The sequence below is a fragment of the Aminivibrio sp. genome (genome assembly GCF_016756745.1).
Lineage (GTDB): Bacteria > Synergistota > Synergistia > Synergistales > Aminobacteriaceae > Aminivibrio.
Map to the genome: position 1 here is coordinate 1 of NZ_JAESIH010000028.1, position 16,950 is coordinate 16,950.

Consider the following 16,950-nt stretch of genomic DNA (forward strand, 5'->3'; position numbering starts at 1 on the left):
CCTACCTCCGGAAGGCGGAACTCGTGATTGCCGCAGACTGCACCCCCTTTGCCTTCGCCGATTTCCACCGGACCTTCCTCGCCGGGGAGAACAAGGTCTGCCTCGTGGGCTGCCCTAAGCTCGACGATGCCAAGGCCTACGTGGAGAAGCTCACCAGGCTGATTGCCTACAATGAAATCAGCTCCATTACGGTAGTCCGCATGGAAGTCCCGTGCTGCGGCGGCATGACCAGGATTCTTGAGGCGGCCTGCGAAGCGGCCGAACAAAACGTCTCGCTGAAAATCGTCACCATCGGCGTGGGCGGAGACATTACGGACAGGGAGACCATCAGGTTCTCCGTGAAGAAGTAAACAATATCAAGGAGGAGATGCGAGCCATGTTTTGTTACCAGTGTGAACAGACGGCAAAGGGAACAGGATGCACCGCGTTCGGAGTCTGCGGCAAGAGTCCAGAGGTGGCGGACCTTCAGGATCTGCTTGTATATCTCGCTGAAGGAGTTTCCATGTATGCCCACCGGGCGAGGCAGCTCGGCGCCGTGGACAAAAAGGTGGATGTCTTCGTTGTGGAAGCCCTTTTCACCACCATCACCAACGTGAACTTCGATGAAGCCCGAGTGGAAGCCATGATCCGGAAGGCCGGTGAAGTCCGCGAAGCAGCGAAGAAGCTCTACGAGGATGCCTGCCGCAAGGCTGGAAAGACCCCCGAGACCCTCGGCGGTCCGGCCGTCTTTCCCGTACCGGCTTCAAGGGCCGAGATGATCAACGCCGGGGAGAAGGTCAACCCCGAGGCCGGCAGCGAGAAACACGGCGAAGTTATCCAGGGACTCCGGGACCTTGTTCTGCTCGGCCTCAAGGGCAGCGCGGCCTACATGGACCATGCGAAGATCCTCGGCTACGAAAAGGACGAGCTTTACGGATTCATCCACGAGAAGATGAACTTCCTCGCCGGCGAATCCTTCACCGTGGACGACCTCGTGGGTCAGGCCATGGATGCCGGCAAGTGGAACATTGACGTCATGGAGCTCCTCGATGCGGCCAACACAGGTGTGTACGGCCATCCGGAACCCACGAAGGCCAGAGTCACCGGCGTGAAGGGCAAGGCCATCCTCGTCTCCGGCCACGACCTCAAGGATCTTGACCTCCTCCTCCAGCAGACGGAAGGAAAGGGCATCAACGTCTACACCCACGGTGAAATGCTGCCCTGCCTCGCCTATCCCGGGCTGAAGAAGTACAGGCACCTTGTGGGGAACTACGGCAGCGCATGGCAGAATCAGCGGGAGGAGTTCGAGAAGTTCCCCGGCGCCATCCTCATGACCACCAACTGCATCCAGAAGCCCAAGGATTCCTACCTTGCCCGCATCTTCACCACAGGGCTCGTGGCCTGGCCGGGTGCCGCCCACATCGGAGACGACAAAAATTTCTCTCCCGTGATCGAGGCCGCCCTCGCTGCCCCCGGCTTCGCCGAGGACGAGGAACCCCGCTTCATCAACGTGGGTTTTGCCCGGAACACCGTCATGTCAGTCGCGGGTAAGGTCATCGATCTCGTGAAGGCCGGAAAGCTCCGCCACTTCTTCCTCATCGGCGGCTGCGACGGTGCCAAGCCGGGCCGGAGCTACTTCACCGACTTCGCCACATCCGTGCCTGACGACTGCGTGATCCTCACCCTGGCCTGCGGTAAGTACCGGTTCAACAAGCTCGAGTTCGGCGACATCGACGGCATTCCCAGGCTCCTTGACGCCGGACAGTGCAACGACGCCTACTCGGCGGTGCGTATAGCCCTTGCCCTCGCCGATGCCTTCAAGACGGACATCAACGGACTGCCTCTCTCCCTGATCCTGTCCTGGTACGAGCAGAAGGCCGTCTGCATCCTCCTCTCCCTCCTGTACCTGGGAGTGAAGAACATGAGGATCGGGCCCACCCTTCCCGCTTTCATGAAGGAGCCCGTCTTCAAGGTCCTCCAGGAGAAGTTCAACCTCCAGCCCGTCACCACGGTGGAGCAGGATCTGAAGGCAATTCTCGGATAAGCGGCCCCAAAGAAACACGCGAGCAGGGAAAAGGTTTTGTACCTTTTCCCTGCTTTTTCTAGTGTTGTTTTATTAAAAGAAAAACACCTCCTCGCGCTGAACGCCGCCATAGAGGCAGCTCGGTTTGTTCGGCATGGACTGCAGAGCCCCCGCTCCAGGATGCCGGTGCCTTTGGATGTGCCGGAAAACCCATAGTCCTCCGGCGCCTGGTTCACTACAGAAAAGACGAAGGGAACGGGACCATTGACGGAATAGGCCGTGATCTCAGCCTGTGCGGCCTCGTCAGAGACGAGGACAAGGTGAGGTCCCCATTCTGCGATGAGCTCACAGGCTTTCTTCGCTGCAGCCTCTACTCGGCCTCGCCGGGCTGGTTCTTCACGTCCAGGCCCATGGTCCTGAATTCGGCGTAACGCCTGCCGAGACGTGCCCTGAAGCCTTCGGTCTGCTCCCGGACCCGGATACAGCAGGAGCAGCTGTTCACGATGAGGATGCGGAAATGTCCGGCCGCAGAAAAGGCCGGCAGGGTCATCGCCAAGAGAAGGTCTGCTGTGAAAGTCGCTTTGGTAAATATTCGTTTTTAATGCCGGACTGAACATGAAGAACACCAAAAGAAACGGAAATACACAAATGGGGTATTTCTGACAATATATCAAAGGCTCCTAAATCCGCAGGTTTTTCAGGCAGAGGGAGTGTCGCCGGGCACAGCGCCCGGGCCGAGAAACCGACACGGATGTCGGTTTCACAAGCAGGCAACCGGCGAACGCAGGGAGCCGTGTTGATCGCTTGGGCAGTTGTCAAGGACGACAATCTGCACCGGCGGCCCAAGCGAGCACCGGTGACGCTCCCGCTGAGGTGCGGATTTAGGGGCTAAGGAAGACAAGGTTAAAGTTATATATTGAATAATTTTATTGTTTCTGACAATTTCCCCCGGAAAAAATAGCGTATTATCCCCCAAAAAGAAAGAGGGAGCTGATGCTCCCTCTGGAAAGGGGGGTGCATTTTTTTCGGTATGGAAAGCCTGCCGTGAAAAAGGTGCCTGAGCCGGTGAAAAAGCCAGGATGGGAAAGGGATTTCAGTTGTAGGCCAACCGGGTCTCCGGGTCGCAGGATACCTTCGAGATGAGCTCCTGCCACAGGGGGGAATCCCATGTCTTCATGGCGCTGTGGATGGTCCAGTATTTCTCCGGGATGGGGTGAGTTCCCACCACGACGGGCAGGCCGAAGGCCGTGTCGATGTACCGGCGGAAATAGTCGATCCTCGGGCAGGGAGGATACCCCACCAGCATTCCCGTGGCCAGATGGATCACCGTGGCGTCGTTCTTCTTCATCTCCGCAGGAGCGTACTCGATGTTTCCCCCGGGACACCCGTCGCAGGTGGTATACCCCACAAGCTCAGCTTCCCTGTCTTTGTAGAGGCTGAAGGCCCCTTCCCTGTTCCGCAGCGAGCGCAGGCATTTTCCCCCTGCGCAGGTATGGTATCGGTTGCAGATGAAAATCCCTATCCGGACGATCTCGTTGCCCATGAGAAGGCCTCCTCGGGTCGGAATGCCGGCTGGATGACCGGCTTGTTGATATTTATTCTCATTACTATAAACCTTCCGCACCGATTTGCAAGCCCCGTGGTTTCGGAAACCGGGGAGTCGGCATTTACAGTTATGAGCTTCACGGGAGCTTACCGGTATCTGCATTCATCGATCCTGTCGCTGCAAGGCCATCACGGGATGTCTTCTCCGGGGCAGGCCATCCTAACCTGATCTTTGTCCGGGAGGATATCCCCGGAGGGGGCGCATCGAAGGAGATCATGCGGCACGACATGGGATCCCATTATCCCATGTCGATGAGAGGCTTCTCCCATCCCCTGTCCCGGGTGGGACTTTTCTCCTGGAGATCGTGGGCGTTGAGGCAGGGGAGAACCGGTTTCCCGTCTCACGACTCCACCTCAGATGCGGGCGCAATCGCGGAAGAGGACTTTCAGGTGGGCCTGGGAGGTGTTAATGGGTACGCCGCCGGGGTAGTGCCCGAGATGGAGGTGTCCATCGAGGGGGGGGGCGACAGGTCCCCGGGGGCAGGTCAGTCCGCCGGCGGGACGCCGAGGACTCGATCCGGGCGGGGGGCGGGAGATTCATCCTTCCGGTCGAACCACCTGACGATTTCCATGACGCCGTCGAGGTGCTCCACCAGGGCCGAACAGTGGTCCACCCAGTCGCCGCAGTTGAAGTACTTCACTCCCTGGAAGACCCTGACTGCCGGGTTGTGGATGTGCCCGCAGATAATTCCCGTGGCGTCCATTTCTCTGACCGATCGGGCGATGCGGTTCTCGTAGCGGCTGAAATACTTTACCGCCCTCTTCACTCTGTTCTTGAGAAAGGAGGAAAGGGACCAGTATTCCCGCCCCGCAAGCGAACGGATAAAATTGACTCCCGAGTTCAGTTGCTGGGCAAGACCGTATGCCCTGTCGCCGGCCCATGCGAGCCACCGGCTGTAGAGCATCACACCGTCGAACTGGTGTCCGTGGACCACGAAGTACCTTCTGCCGTCGGCCCCTGTGTGCACAGCACTTGAACGTATCCTGATGCCGCCGATGGACTGGCCGTCGAACCGGTTCATGAACTCGTCGTGGTTTCCCGGAATATAGGTCACGGCCGTCCTGCCCGCGAGGGAGAGGATGGAACGGAGAACAGACGAGTGGGATGCCGGCCACACCCCTCTCGGGCCCATGTTCCACCCGTCAATGATGTCCCCCACGAGGTACAGGTTGTCACATTCCACGGAGGAAAGAAAGCCGGAAATGTTTCCGGCCCGGCACCAGCGGGTTCCGAGATGGAGGTCTGAGAGAAAGATCGACCTGTATTTCAGGGGATTCATCCTTTCCTTTCAGGGGTACCCCGGAGGGCGTTGTTTCCCATTATACAGCAGGGAATAAATCCGGTTTCCGCCATCAGTTCTGGGAGTCTCCGTCGTTGGTGCCGGGCCGGATGATCTGCTTCATGATGTTCTCCAAGAGCTGCTTTTTTACCTGGTCTTCCGTGCTGGTGGAGGTGTCCTTTCCTTTCCCGGTGGGGATTTCAACGGCGATCTTGATCTGGGTCTCGTTTTTTCCCGATTCGTTGGTGCTCGGTATCGACGCCGGTGCGGCGGCGGAGGTCACCTTGAGGTCGGTGAGCAGCGGGGCGTCCCAGGTCCCCCGGAGGTTGAAGGATGTCTCCCGGAAGTCCCGGACGGACATGCCGCCCAGCAGCCCGGAGAGGAACTTCTGGAGGAACGCCGGGTCGTTGAGGGGGTTCCCGTCCACGGCGATGATGCCCTGGAGTGCGCCGAGGAAGGCGTTCAGGGCTCGAACGTTGATGTCCCCCACGCACTTGAGATCCAGGGGGGAATCGTTCCACCCAAGGGACCCGCTGGCGGAAAAATACCTGTAGACTTTGTCCCCCACGGGAGCTGAGATCCTGCTTCCCGGAAGGAGGAAGATGTTTCTTCCGTCGAGATTGAAGCTGGCCAGCACGGAGCTGAACTTTACCGTCCCGGTGTCGGAGATGGACTTCAGGGCCTCGAACCCCGAGACCGAACCGTCCTTTGCCGCAATCTGGCCGCTGCCGAAGACCATTCCCACCATGCCCCCTGTGCCGCTTCCCCTCGCCGTGAGGTCCGCCTTTCCCGTCACCGATCCCCTGCCTTCGAGAATTCTCTCCGTGGCGCTGCCCAGATCCATGCCCTTCACCGTGATGTTTCCCTCCCACCGCATAGTGGCGGGGTCGACCATGCCGGAAAATGCAGCCAAGCCGCCGTGATACTCCGCCTTTCCGTCCATAACGTTGATCATGCCGTCCTTCCAGGTGAAGGGAATATCCACGGCCTTGATTTCCGTGCGGTAAAAGCCGAGGGAGGAAGAGCGTATCCTTCCTTCCCAGGTATTTCCCTTTTCGTCGAAAATGCCCTTGGCGGTGAAATCGGCCTCCCCGGAGACCATGCCCGCCGCCTGGGCGGACAGCCCGGCGGCTGTGGCCCCCAGGTCGATCTTTTTGCTGTTCTTGAGTGTGATTTCCGTTCCTTTGGGTGTGAAGGCCATTTTTCCTTCCACGGCGAGGGTGCTTTTGCCGAGGGTTCCCTGGGCGGACAGGACGTAGGCCCCCTTTCCGTCAGGCTTCAGTAAGAAAGCGACTTTTTCCATCAGGAGCCCGTGAAAGGTGACGAGGGGCGAGGTTCCCGAGAAGACGGTTTCCAGGCCTCCGCCCATGGTTCCGGAGAGGATGACTTTCCCTGCAGCCGTGCCGCCGAGGCTCACGCCGGGGAAGAAGGCCGCCGAAAACTTCCTGAGGTCCAGTTCTCCCGATGAGGCGGAGATGTTAATCTTTCCCCTGTCCTTCAGCTCCAGGGTTCCCTCCGCGGTGACCGGCGCGTCAAGAACCCGGGCGGCGAAGGAGGTCAGTTTGAGAGTGGGAAGAGTTCCCTCTGCCTTTGCCGTCAGAGAGCGGACAGAAAGCCTTCCGGCGGAGAGTTCCGGACTGTTTAAGGACAGAGAGAGAGCCGGCGCGGACGCCTTCCCGGCGAGAGAGAATTCTCCCGCAAGGGTTCCCGAAGCGGAGGACAGAGCCGTTCCCAGGTCCGACGCAGCCTGCCGGAGGGCCAGCCCCGAGAAGGTTCCCCGGAAATTCAGGGTCGGTGAATGGGCCAGGGAGGATGCCTTTCCGGAGAACTGTACCTTACCTCCCCAGAGGGAGGCCGTCCCTTCCGAAAGGGTAATCTCGCCGCCGGAAAGACGGCCTTTCAGCACCGTTCCCCGCAAGGGAAGGGTTTTCGACAGGGGGGTGTCCTTTCCCCTGACGTCGAAGTCCACCGATGGAGCCGAGAGGGGCGACCGGGCGGACCAGCGGAGATCCGCCGTGCCGGAGGCTCCCAGGGGTTTCGAGGACGAGGCGAGAGACTCGATGAAGGCCCACCCGATGTTCTTTCCCTCTCCTTCGAAAGCCATGGCGGGCGTGTCGCCGGAAAGGCCCGACAGGGTTCCCTTCCCGGTGACCGTCCCTCCGCCCGGAATCGACAGGGAGACCGACGAAACGTTCAGGGCGTCCGTCGTTCCGGTGAAGGCGGCGGAAAGGTTCTCCGCCGGGGTGCCCAGGACGGAAAACTTTGGGGCTGAGAGAGCCCCGGAGAGGGTCATTTTTCCCTCGAAGGGATATTTCAGGGAGAGCTTTGCCGTTCCCGTGCCGGCGAGTGCCAGGCCGGGAGCGTAGACCGCGCCGGAAGATTTCAGATCGAACCTGTCCGACCGGATTTCCAGGACGGTTTCAGTGCGTCCCGTGTCGTCCACCACAACTTTTCCTGATGCGGAAATGGGTGATTCAAGCCATTTCCCTGATGTCCCGAGGTCGATGCGGTTTCCCTCGGCGAGCTTCAGGCTCCCTTTCAGATCCGTCACGGGAAATCCTTGGAGGACCACCCTGGGAGAGGAAAAGGCCACGGTACCTTCAAGCCTGTCGAAAGGTCCTTCGAGGTCGACCCGGAGGGACGAGAGAGTTCCCCGGCCGAAGGAAAGCCAGGAGAAGAACCGGGTCCACTCCTGAAAATCCACGTTTTTGAGCCCCAGCTTGATTTCCGCCAGGGGGACGGAGGCAAAGAACACGGACAGGCTGCCTTCCACGGGGGAGGAAAAAATTTTTCCTCCCGCAGGAGAGAGGGTTGCCTTCTCCTCGTCGGCGGACCAGCGGAACCGGCCTTCAGTGAGAAGACCCCAGATGTCTCCCCCCAGTATCTCCCCATCGCCCGACAGGAGAAGCTTTCCGCCCGGGCGGCTTATGGTGACGGTGGAGGCCACCGTGCCCTTCATGGAAAAGGGCACGGAAAGGAGGGAAGCTGCTTTTTCAAGATCCAGGTTTTCGACGGTTCCCTCGAGGAAAAATTCCGGGAACATTTCTCCGGAGAGGGTCGCCGTGGCACTGCCGGCCTTCAGGAAGATGTCGGTGAGCGAAATGCTTTCGTCTTCGGCCAAGGAACCGCCCATTTCCACAGGCACGCCGAGAAAATTTCCCTTTCCTTCGAGGGTGACCGTTCCCTGCCCCGGGGTCAGCCTGAGGAGGTCAAGCTTCACGTTTCCCAAGGGGGTTGAGATCTCCGAAGGGGTGAGAACCACCACGGGAAGGTCGAGAGGTTTTCCTCCCGGCGCTGACGGAAGTTCGGTTTTCCTGGCGGCGGCGAAGAGGTCCTCCGCAGCAACAAAGGCGTTTTTCACCGATATTTTGTCGATTCCTGCAGAGCCTTTCAGCAGGGAGAGCAGCGATAAGGAGACGGTAAGACTGTCCGCCCGGGCTATCTCACCGTCCTCGAAGGACAGGCGGACATCCCAGGCTGTGAAGCCGGTGACGGGGTTGCCGGAAAAACGGTCGGCCTGCAGCTTCCAGCCCGGCAAGTCCCTGAGGGCCTGGCTGAGAGATGTTTTAAAGAAATCCGTTCCCGCGTCTTTCCCCGAAATCAGGAACAGGGCGGCGGCTGCCGCCAGACCGGCGAGGAGAAAGACAAAAAAAACAGTCTTTTCCCCTGGTTTTCCCATGTCGATCGTTCCTTTCCGTTATGGCTGTTTCCCGCTCCGCTGCCCTTCGGCAGCAATTATATTACCGTGGGCATAACGGTTCAATCATAGAGGAGGACCGCATGGAACGCCAGAGAAGATTACTGATAAATAAAGATCGAATAGTCCGCTCTGTTTGACCTACATATGGCGGCCTGTGGAAGGGTGTGGAAATGTGGATATGTGGAGAAGTCGGTGGATAACCTCCAAAAAACGGCAAAAAAGGGTTGAAAAAAGGGGTTTTGTGGATAATCCGGCAGTATGTGGACATTTTTCAGGGGACACTAGAGGGAGGGCAAAAGATGCGACAGGCGCCGCCCATGTTTCACCCATCGGAATCCCTGCTGACCTGGAGGACTGAGGCCACGGGAATCTCGCATCCCCGGGGAGAAAGAAGGACCTTGCCCCGGACCGTGACCCTGTCCCCTTTCCTGAGGCCCAGAAGACCCTCCGTACGGGGATTCCGGTAGGCAGTGACGGTAAGTCTTCCCTGGGAGAGGAGGATTCTTCGCCCCCGCTCCTCCACCCTCTCCAGGGTCATCCTCACCGTGACGAAGCTGCCTGCGAGGACCGTCGCCTCGCTCCACACCTGGGAAGGGGTGAATATCCTCTTTTCCGAACGGCTCCAGAGGCCCGCTCCTTCCCGGGCGGCCTCCTCCATGGCCGAAAAGATCCTGCCGGCGTGTTTTCCGTTGGGGGGAATGATCAGCGGCAGGGCAAGGCCTCTCCGCACCAGTTCCTCGTTCACCAGCAATTCTCCTTCCGGAAGGGAGACCCAGACATAGGCAAGGAGCCTCCCGTACCGGTCCCGGAGTTCTTCGTCGAACTCCAGGCTGAGGGGCCCGGAGGAAATGAGGGTCCGGTTTGCCCCAGCCGCTTCGAGGGCCAGTTCTTCCTTCCCCCGGTGGGGATGGTGGAGTTCCGGGGTGTCTATCAGGAGGTAGCGGATAGTGGCCCGTTCCCCGTCGAGGGGAACGGAAATGGTATCACCGTCGTGAACCTCGATGCCTGCCGCCGAGAGCAGGGATTGTATGTCCGGGCCGCCCCTGAGGCCGGACAGGGAGAGAATCGCCGCCGACGCCAGGGCCGCCGCTGCGGCCAGGAGACGGGTCATCTCTGCCTCCCCTGCCCGCTCACGGGATGAACCCGCCAGCGAAGGTCAGGGCACGTCCATGGAGTGCCCCCGGACGCCACGTACCGCATCGCTGCCGACCCATCCGCTCCGGAAGTCTGTGGGAGGACAAGATAGGAAATGCCCGCCCGTTCGTAGACGTCGGGGAGAAAGGGAATTCCCGGCCCCTGGAGGACCACTGTTTTCCCCGCCGGCCGGGGAAAAAGAGAGAAAAACGACCGTGTCCTGAAGACCTCGGCGGTAAGCCACATCCATCCGCAGGAGTTCAGGTGCTGGGAGACCGTCCATTCCGGAAAGACGTTCAGCCCCCTCCTGCCGTCGTCAAAAACGGAAATGTTCCAGTTCCAGTCCCGGAGAAAATCGGTTACCCAGGGGTCGGGGGTCACCAGGGACACCCGTTCCCCACCGGGAAGGGGCAGGAGGCTCTCCAGGGGAAGGCCCTCCTCCGGCGCAGGAGCGAGGGCGGCTGCGGCTGCGGAAGCGGCGGCATATTCCTGGGGATAGGGCGAAACAAGAAGTTTCGCGAGGTCCGTCGCTCCCGAGAGCAGAAGGCGCCTCGTATGGTCTTCCCGGGGGGAAAGGGCCGCTCCCCCTCCCGGCGGCACCGCGCCGATCCCCCAGCGTCCGTCCTTCAGGGTCACGGCGCTTCCCTTCCAGCCGAGAACAAGGGATTCCACTTCCCCATCCCGGGCAGAAAGGAGCCGGTCCTGGATTTCCTCGTACAGTCCCATTATCGTCCCTCCCCTGTCGGGTCCATTCTATACTCCCCGGATGTCCGGGGAAAGGTCCACCATTGGAAGAAAGGGGTATAATGTTATCCGTATGAACTTTCGAAGGAAAGGAGACACGCCGGTGGACCACGTGGAAGAACAGCTTCTCTCCTCCCGGGGCGAAATCCTGAAACGATACGGGAGTCTCCTCGCCTCCTACGGCGGAAAAATTCGGCTGACCGGGCCCAGTGATCCTGAAACACTCTGGAACGAGCACATTCTCGATTGTCTTTTCACTGTCTCGAGCCTGCCCGAAAAGGGACGGATTCTCGACGTGGGCTCGGGAGGCGGTCTTCCCGGCCTTGTCTGGGCAATCTGCCGCCCCGATCTCGAAGTGACCCTCCTTGACAGCGTGAAAAAGAAGTGCGGCGCCCTGGAGGAGATGGCCGCTGCGCTGGGGCTTCCCAACGTTCAGGTCGTCTGGGGAAGGTGCGAGGAATACGCCCTCCGCGAACGGGAAACCTTCTCACTCGCAGGCGCCCGAGCGGTGGCCGGAACGGGGATCCTCCTCGAATACCTTTCCCCCTTCGTCGCTGTGGGCGGAACTGTCCTGGCCATGAAGGGGCCCAGGTTCACGGAAGAACTCGAGCCGCTCCAGGGCAGATGGAACAGGCTCGGCCTCGCAGCTCCGTCCATTGTTCCCTACGGCGGCGAGGGAAAAAAGAGATTTCTTCTTTTATGGAAGAAAAACGCCCCCTGTTTATCCACGTTTCCCCGGAAGACGGGCATGGCGGAAAAAACATTCTGGTGGAGGTGACGCCCCCATGCTCGTTCTCACGGTTTCAAACCAAAAGGGCGGAGTAGGAAAAACGACCACGTGCGTTAATCTGGCGGCTGAACTGGGCCGGCTCGGCTATTCCGTTCTCGCCGTGGACATCGATCCCCAGGCGAACTGCACCAGCGGCCTGGGCATATCGCCAGAAGACTTCGAACTCAGCCTGTACGACGTGCTCCTCGGCGAGGCCGAGGCGAAAGATGCCGTCATACCCACCAGGTGGGAAGGGGTCTCCATTCTTCCCGCCACCATCGACTTGGCGGGAGCGGAAATAGAACTCGCCAGCGTCATAAGCAGGGAGACGAGGCTGAGGCGGCATCTCCGGTCTCTCGATAGTTACGACGTGGCCATCGTGGACAGCCCCCCGTCCCTCGGCATGCTGACCATCAACGCCCTGGTCGCTTCCGACAAGCTCATCATCCCTATTCAGTGCGAATATTACGCCCTGGAAGGGGTCGGCCAGCTCTCGAAAACCATCGGCCTCGTGAGGGACAGTCTCAACTCGGAACTTGAAATAAGCGGGGTGCTTCTGACCATGTACGACTCGAGAACCAGGCTTTCCAACGAGGTGGCCGACGAGGTGCGCCGCCAGTTCGGCAGCGTGGCATTTTCCTCCGTCATTCCGAGAAACGTCAGGTTGTCCGAGGCTCCGAGCCATGCCACCCCCATAGGCTATTACGATCCGTCCTCCACCGGAGCCCAGGCCTACGGAGACCTTGCCAGGGAGGTGTCAGAACTGTGGCTAAAGCGCGCGCACTAGGAAAGGGACTCGGGGCACTCTTCACACCCCCGGCGGAAGCTCCCACCCTGTCCGGAAGAGGGCAGGGTGAAATCACTTCCCTCCCGGTGGACAACATCCGGCCGAACCCCGCCCAGCCGAGACGGGACATGGACGAAGCGTCCCTCGATTCCCTCGCCGAGTCCATACGGAGTCATGGCGTTGTCCAGCCGCTCATCGTCCGGGCCCTGGAAGAAGATGGAATATTTGAGATCGTGGCGGGCGAGAGACGGTGGCGGGCGGCCCGTTCCGCCGGGTTGCCCCGGGTACCGGTACGGGTCATTGAAGGAAGCGACCGCGAGCTGCGGGAGATATCCCTGGTGGAGAATATCCAGAGGGAAGACCTGTCGCCTTTGGAGATCGCCTCGGCCATTTCGGAGCTGATCCAGCAGCATTCCCTTACCCAGGAGGAAGTGGCGGAACGCATCGGTTGGAGCAGGACAGCGGTGACCAATAAGCTGCGGCTTCTCCAGCTTCCCGAGGAGATCAGGAACATGCTCTCCGAGAGCCTCCTTTCGGAAGGGCATTGCAGGGCCCTGCTCTCGGTGGAATCCCCCTCCATGATGATCGCCCTGGCACGGACGGCCGAAGAAAGAGGAATGTCCGTCCGGCAGCTCGAAGAGGCCGTCAAGAGGTCCAAGCTCCAGGCGCCGGAGGTTTCCGCGGCCAGACGGGCTTCCTTCGTCATACCGGAACCCGTGCAGACCTCTCTCAAGGGACTGGGAATTTCTCTTCGGGTGACTGGAAACCCGAACAGAATGAGAGTTTCTCTCGACGGGCTGAACAAAAAACAGATGGAAGCCTTTATGCGCTTTCTCGAGGAACGAGGGGAAGAACTATTTCCCGGGAAATAGGTGATGAACGGTGGATAAGTTCAAGGATGTGGTAATGTTTGGAAAAATCATATCGGCCGGATTCCTCATCGGCGGGTATGTGTTTCTTGGCGTCTATATTGCCCGAAGGCTTGTAGTCTCCGGGTATCCCATGTGGCTCAATGTAGCCCTTCCCGTAATTCTTGCACTTTTCGGGCTATGGCAGGGGTGGTTTTTGATCCGGGAGATAATGAGAAAAAAATAACAAACACGTTTCACGTGAAACAGATAGATCTACAGGAAGGATGATGGACCATGGAGAACATCTTCGCACCTTGGAGAATGGCGTATATTCAGGTATCAAAAAACAAGGACGGCTGCATCTTCTGCGATTTCCCGCCGGAATATCGTGACGAGGAACGGCTCATTCTCCACAGGGGGGCGACCTGCTTTGTTATTTTCAACGCCTTCCCCTACAACCCCGGCCATCTTATGGTCGCTCCCTACCGCCATACGGCGGAATACGAACTTCTCTCAGACGAGGAAATGCTCGAAATGCACCGCCTGGGAGGAAGATGCATTTCGGTGCTGAAAAAAGTGATGAATCCCCAGGGCTTCAACATCGGCATCAATCTCGGCAAGGTGGCCGGCGCAGGCTTCGACGGGCACCTCCATCTCCATATCGTGCCGAGGTGGAACGGGGATACGAACTTCATGCCCGTGTTCGCCGATGTCCGTGTTGTAGCCGAAGAACTGGCGGAAACCTATGCGCGGATGAAGGAAGCCTGGAATGAATGAATGACCAGTACTGCGAACCTGCCCGTGAAACCGTTACCGAAACGAAAGTCCGGAAATCCCTCTTCATCGCCCATGTCTGCATCTGCCGCGATGAAACGGAGGCACGCGAGAGGATCAGGGGCATTTCCTCGGAACACCGGCAGGCAAACCACAACTGCTGGGCCTACAGAGTAGGCACACTGAAGCGAGAAGAATATTTCTCCGACGACGGCGAACCGGCAGGAACGGCAGGAAAACCCATACTCGGTGCGATCCTCCGGCAGGAATTGACGAATGTCCTTGTGGTAGTAACACGCTATTTCGGCGGAATCAAGCTCGGAGTGCGGGGCCTCATTGAGGCTTACGGCAAAGCCGCCTCCGAGGGAATCACGGCATCGGGAAAAATATCTCTGAGAGCGCGGACAGGCTATGAAATTTGGATGCCCTATGACATGGTAAAACTCGTGGAAAGACTCCTTGACACCTGCGACACCGGCGGTGATTTCCGTTCCAGCGAATACGGAGAATACGTGACGGTCAAGTGCGCCGTTCCGCTCGAATGCTCCGAAAGTGTGGAAAAAACCTTTGAAGAATGGAAAAACAGCAGGAGAATCAACGGATGGAAAAAAGCCGGTTGAAAGCGATAAGCAGCGCCGTTTTTGCTTTTCCGGCCCCGTTATTCGCAAAAGATCTTCATACAGGGAAGCTCTGAAAAAAGAATATTTTGTCCTCACGCGACTCAATAGAAACTTTTTTTTAACCCATTAATCGACATTATTCAGAGGTTCCTCAAATCAATTTCCACCCATGCCGACGAAAGTCTCCCTCACCGAACCCAGGCCGAACTTGTTCATTAGAGTCATAATATAGCAACTCCTGAATGAACAAAGATATTGAAGCCCCCGAACTGCTCTCAATGTTTTCTCACATGAAAAGATCTATGGATACACAGCCTTTCGCCTCATAACGCCTGCCGGTCTTTTTCAAGAGCTACAGCTTCGGAATCTGAATAACCCCTTTTTTTTGATTAGTGCACAGTAAAAGAGCCGCCCGTCAAAAAAACCGAGCCACTCGTATACTGAAATAGAGCCGCTGAATCTCCCCGGAGAGACCTGGTCCTTCTCCTTCTTGAGACAACAAATATCCATACAATTCGAACGCATGCTGGATTATTGGAGAATGAGGCTCCGCGCCATGGCAGATGTATTCCGGCAGCAGCGAGCCACTCCGTCCATGAATGTCCTCTCCTACGAAGACCTCTTCAGAATGCTGGTGGAGGCTGAATACTTCAAGAGACGAAAATTTCTCATGAACCGTCTCGTGACAAATGCGGGGGGTTGAAAATAAACGATGCCTGCCTGGAAAGCATCGAATACCACCCGGACAGGAAATTGATAAAAAATCTTCTCTTCGCTTCTTCAACCTGTTCGTATAAATGGAAGCTTCGGGGTGTGCTGATCATAGGCGCTGCCGGAAATACGTACATTGCTTGTGCTCTCGGCAAAGCAGTTTGCCTGAAGTATATCAGCGTGAAGTACAAACTCTCCCGAACTTCCCACGGACCTGTCGACAGTGCAGATGGGACGGAACCATTAAAGAACCATTATACGAGGAAAGTCTCCCCCTACCTGAAAAAGTTGCTGATTTAGGAGTGAATGTGCCTCCTATGACGAGGATAAACTGCCGGCGGACTGATGGATAAAACAGAGCTTCAGTAGGCCTGATTCCCGGAAATCGAGTCGGTTCCTCTTGTGTTTGAAGGGAAGGTCAGGAAAAGACAGCACCTCCATACACAAAAAATGACCAGGTTTTCGATTTCTTAAGCGAATTGTTTCGTTCCTAAAAGAGCCAAAATTACCGAAAAAAACAAAATCCTGAAAAACACAAAATCCTGAAAAACACAAAATCCTGAAAAACACAAAATCCTGAAAAACACAAAATCCTGAAAAACACGCTCGGGATTAATCTTTTCTCAATGGGTCTTGCCATAAGAAGTGTCAACCGATAGAATAATAGGTAGACAGGAGGTCGTTTTCTATAAAAATTCGGTTTAAGACACTCATTGTGGCTTCTTTTTTTACAGGACTAACCGCAGTCGGCGCTTTTGTTCGGATACCCCTGCCATTTGTCCCGATCACATTGCAGGTCCTGATGGTCATTCTTTCCGGTCTTCTTCTCTCGCCAAGAGCCGCACTGCTTTCTCAGGCGGCCTATATTCTCCTTGGGCTGTCCGGAGTACCTGTCTTTTCAGGAGGAGGGGGAATTTCATATATTCTGTCTCCTACTTTCGGATATCTTCTTGGACAGCTTCCTGCCGCCTGGATCATAGCTGCCCTGGTAAAAAGATCCGATATTTCTTTTCGCAGGCTCTTTCCGGCGGCCGTCGGCGGAGTGAGTATTATATATTTTCTTGGCGCGGCGGTATTGTTCCTGAATTTCAACTACCTGGCAGAAAAGCCATCAACAGTCGGCCAAATCCTTCATATCGGTGTATACCCTTTCATTCTCCCGGACCTTCTAAAAGCCGTCGCGGCATCGCTCATCGCATTAAAAATACGAATGGCGGTACGACACCCTCTATAAGCTATTTATGCATACCTTTTGGTATCTGAAAACAAAGTGGGAGAAAACCGTTGAGCTCAAAAAAACAGATTCCGATCAGAGAGCTTCCGAGTGCTTTCAGCCGGCAAAGGATTTTGCAAATACCCAGGAAAATATAATCAGAAAAACAGATCTTCAAAGCGTACAAAACGAAAACGGCGGAACCATGAAATCCTGTACTTTCTGAGAACGCTGAAAACAAACAATCAATAAAGCACAAAAACGCCGGCATCAAAATCATAAACATACACATAAGGAACCTCTGTATAATGTCGATTCATGTGTCAAAAAAAAAGATTTATCGTTTCGCGTAAGGCAAAATAATCTTTTTTCAGAGCTTCCTTAAATCTGCCCCCAACGGGATCGTTTTGGTGCTCGCGCTGGGCGTAAGCTAAAGTGGAGATGCAGAAAGAATATCAACCATGACTGGCCAAGGGATCACCGCGGCCCCGTTTGTCCGCCTGTTGCCTGTCTATAAAGCCGACACCCGTGTCGGTTTCTCTACTTCAGGCGCCGCCCCTCAAGGGACCTTTCCGCAAAGAGCGCGGAGCGAAATATTCTTGGCCATGGGGGGCGAATTCAATATATGCATGGTGACACTCTCTCTGCCTGAAAACCGGCTGATTTAGGATACATAAAAGGCAGGTTTCAATATAAACGAACGACAGCCTAAATGCTGATCGAAAGAAGTATCTTTCATCTCAATAAACATCTCCTGAAA

The 16,950-nt window shown here is 57.0% G+C and carries 15 protein-coding genes and 1 pseudogene; 10 read left to right on the forward strand and 6 right to left on the reverse strand.

Annotated elements, in window-relative coordinates; translation table 11 throughout:
• Both JMJ95_RS03235 and hcp read left to right on the forward strand, forming a co-directional pair.
• Positions 1-350: pseudogene (locus tag JMJ95_RS03235) on the forward strand (4Fe-4S ferredoxin); the annotation flags it as partial.
• Between the two features lie 26 nt (positions 351-376).
• Positions 377-2,023, forward strand: a complete 1,647-nt coding sequence (hcp, locus tag JMJ95_RS03240) for a hydroxylamine reductase (RefSeq protein WP_290682593.1) — start codon at positions 377-379, stop codon at positions 2,021-2,023.
• 349 nt (positions 2,024-2,372) lie between these two features.
• Here the strand turns inward: hcp and JMJ95_RS03245 are convergent, their stop codons facing one another.
• The 6 genes from JMJ95_RS03245 to JMJ95_RS03270 form a co-directional block, all read right to left on the reverse strand.
• On the reverse strand, positions 2,373-2,558 hold the full coding sequence (locus tag JMJ95_RS03245; protein WP_290682595.1) for a hypothetical protein: 186 nt from the start codon (positions 2,556-2,558) through the stop codon (positions 2,373-2,375).
• A gap of 537 nt (positions 2,559-3,095) precedes the next feature.
• Entirely contained in the window at positions 3,096-3,545 is a 450-nt protein-coding gene (locus JMJ95_RS03250; protein WP_290682597.1) for a CGGC domain-containing protein, read from the reverse strand.
• 547 nt (positions 3,546-4,092) lie between these two features.
• Positions 4,093-4,887, reverse strand: a complete 795-nt coding sequence (locus JMJ95_RS03255; protein ID WP_290682599.1) for a UDP-2,3-diacylglucosamine diphosphatase — start codon at positions 4,885-4,887, stop codon at positions 4,093-4,095.
• A gap of 73 nt (positions 4,888-4,960) precedes the next feature.
• Positions 4,961-8,566, reverse strand: a complete 3,606-nt coding sequence (locus tag JMJ95_RS03260) for a hypothetical protein (RefSeq protein ID WP_290682601.1) — start codon at positions 8,564-8,566, stop codon at positions 4,961-4,963.
• 343 nt (positions 8,567-8,909) lie between these two features.
• The gene (locus JMJ95_RS03265) at positions 8,910-9,698 is read right to left on the reverse strand and encodes a thermonuclease family protein (protein ID WP_290682603.1); all 789 of its coding nucleotides are present in this window, start codon (positions 9,696-9,698) and stop codon (positions 8,910-8,912) included.
• Positions 9,695-10,447, reverse strand: coding sequence for a DUF364 domain-containing protein (locus JMJ95_RS03270; protein WP_290682605.1), 753 nt, complete (start codon positions 10,445-10,447; stop codon positions 9,695-9,697). The genes JMJ95_RS03265 and JMJ95_RS03270 overlap by 4 nt, the downstream gene beginning before the upstream one ends.
• 121 nt (positions 10,448-10,568) lie before the next feature.
• Here JMJ95_RS03270 and rsmG point away from each other — a divergent pair, with 121 nt between their 5' ends.
• The 8 genes from rsmG (at position 10,569) to JMJ95_RS03310 (ending at position 16,211) form a co-directional block, all read left to right on the forward strand.
• On the forward strand, positions 10,569-11,243 hold the full coding sequence (rsmG, locus tag JMJ95_RS03275; protein ID WP_290682607.1) for a 16S rRNA (guanine(527)-N(7))-methyltransferase RsmG: 675 nt from the start codon (positions 10,569-10,571) through the stop codon (positions 11,241-11,243).
• A 7-nt stretch (positions 11,244-11,250) separates the two neighbouring features.
• Positions 11,251-12,021: an AAA family ATPase gene (locus JMJ95_RS03280; protein ID WP_290682609.1), complete on the forward strand. Its 771-nt coding sequence runs from the start codon at positions 11,251-11,253 to the stop codon at positions 12,019-12,021.
• Entirely contained in the window at positions 12,000-12,893 is an 894-nt protein-coding gene (locus tag JMJ95_RS03285) for a ParB/RepB/Spo0J family partition protein (protein ID WP_290682611.1), read from the forward strand. The genes JMJ95_RS03280 and JMJ95_RS03285 overlap by 22 nt, the downstream gene beginning before the upstream one ends.
• Before the next feature lie 10 nt (positions 12,894-12,903).
• Complete coding sequence (locus JMJ95_RS03290) at positions 12,904-13,116, forward strand: hypothetical protein (RefSeq protein WP_290682613.1); 213 nt, start codon at positions 12,904-12,906, stop codon at positions 13,114-13,116.
• A gap of 50 nt (positions 13,117-13,166) precedes the next feature.
• Positions 13,167-13,649 carry an HIT domain-containing protein gene (locus JMJ95_RS03295; RefSeq protein ID WP_290682615.1) on the forward strand — a complete coding sequence of 161 codons (483 nt, stop codon included), beginning with the start codon at positions 13,167-13,169 and terminating at the stop codon, positions 13,647-13,649.
• Entirely contained in the window at positions 13,646-14,266 is a 621-nt protein-coding gene (locus JMJ95_RS03300) for a YigZ family protein (protein ID WP_290682617.1), read from the forward strand. Before JMJ95_RS03295 ends, JMJ95_RS03300 begins: the two co-directional genes overlap by 4 nt.
• A 556-nt stretch (positions 14,267-14,822) precedes the next feature.
• A complete protein-coding gene (locus tag JMJ95_RS03305; RefSeq protein ID WP_290682619.1) occupies positions 14,823-14,969 on the forward strand; it encodes a hypothetical protein in 147 nt (48 codons plus the stop codon).
• A 723-nt stretch (positions 14,970-15,692) separates the two neighbouring features.
• A complete protein-coding gene (locus JMJ95_RS03310) occupies positions 15,693-16,211 on the forward strand; it encodes a biotin transporter BioY (protein ID WP_290682621.1) in 519 nt (172 codons plus the stop codon).
• Positions 16,212-16,950: the final 739 nt, after the last annotated feature.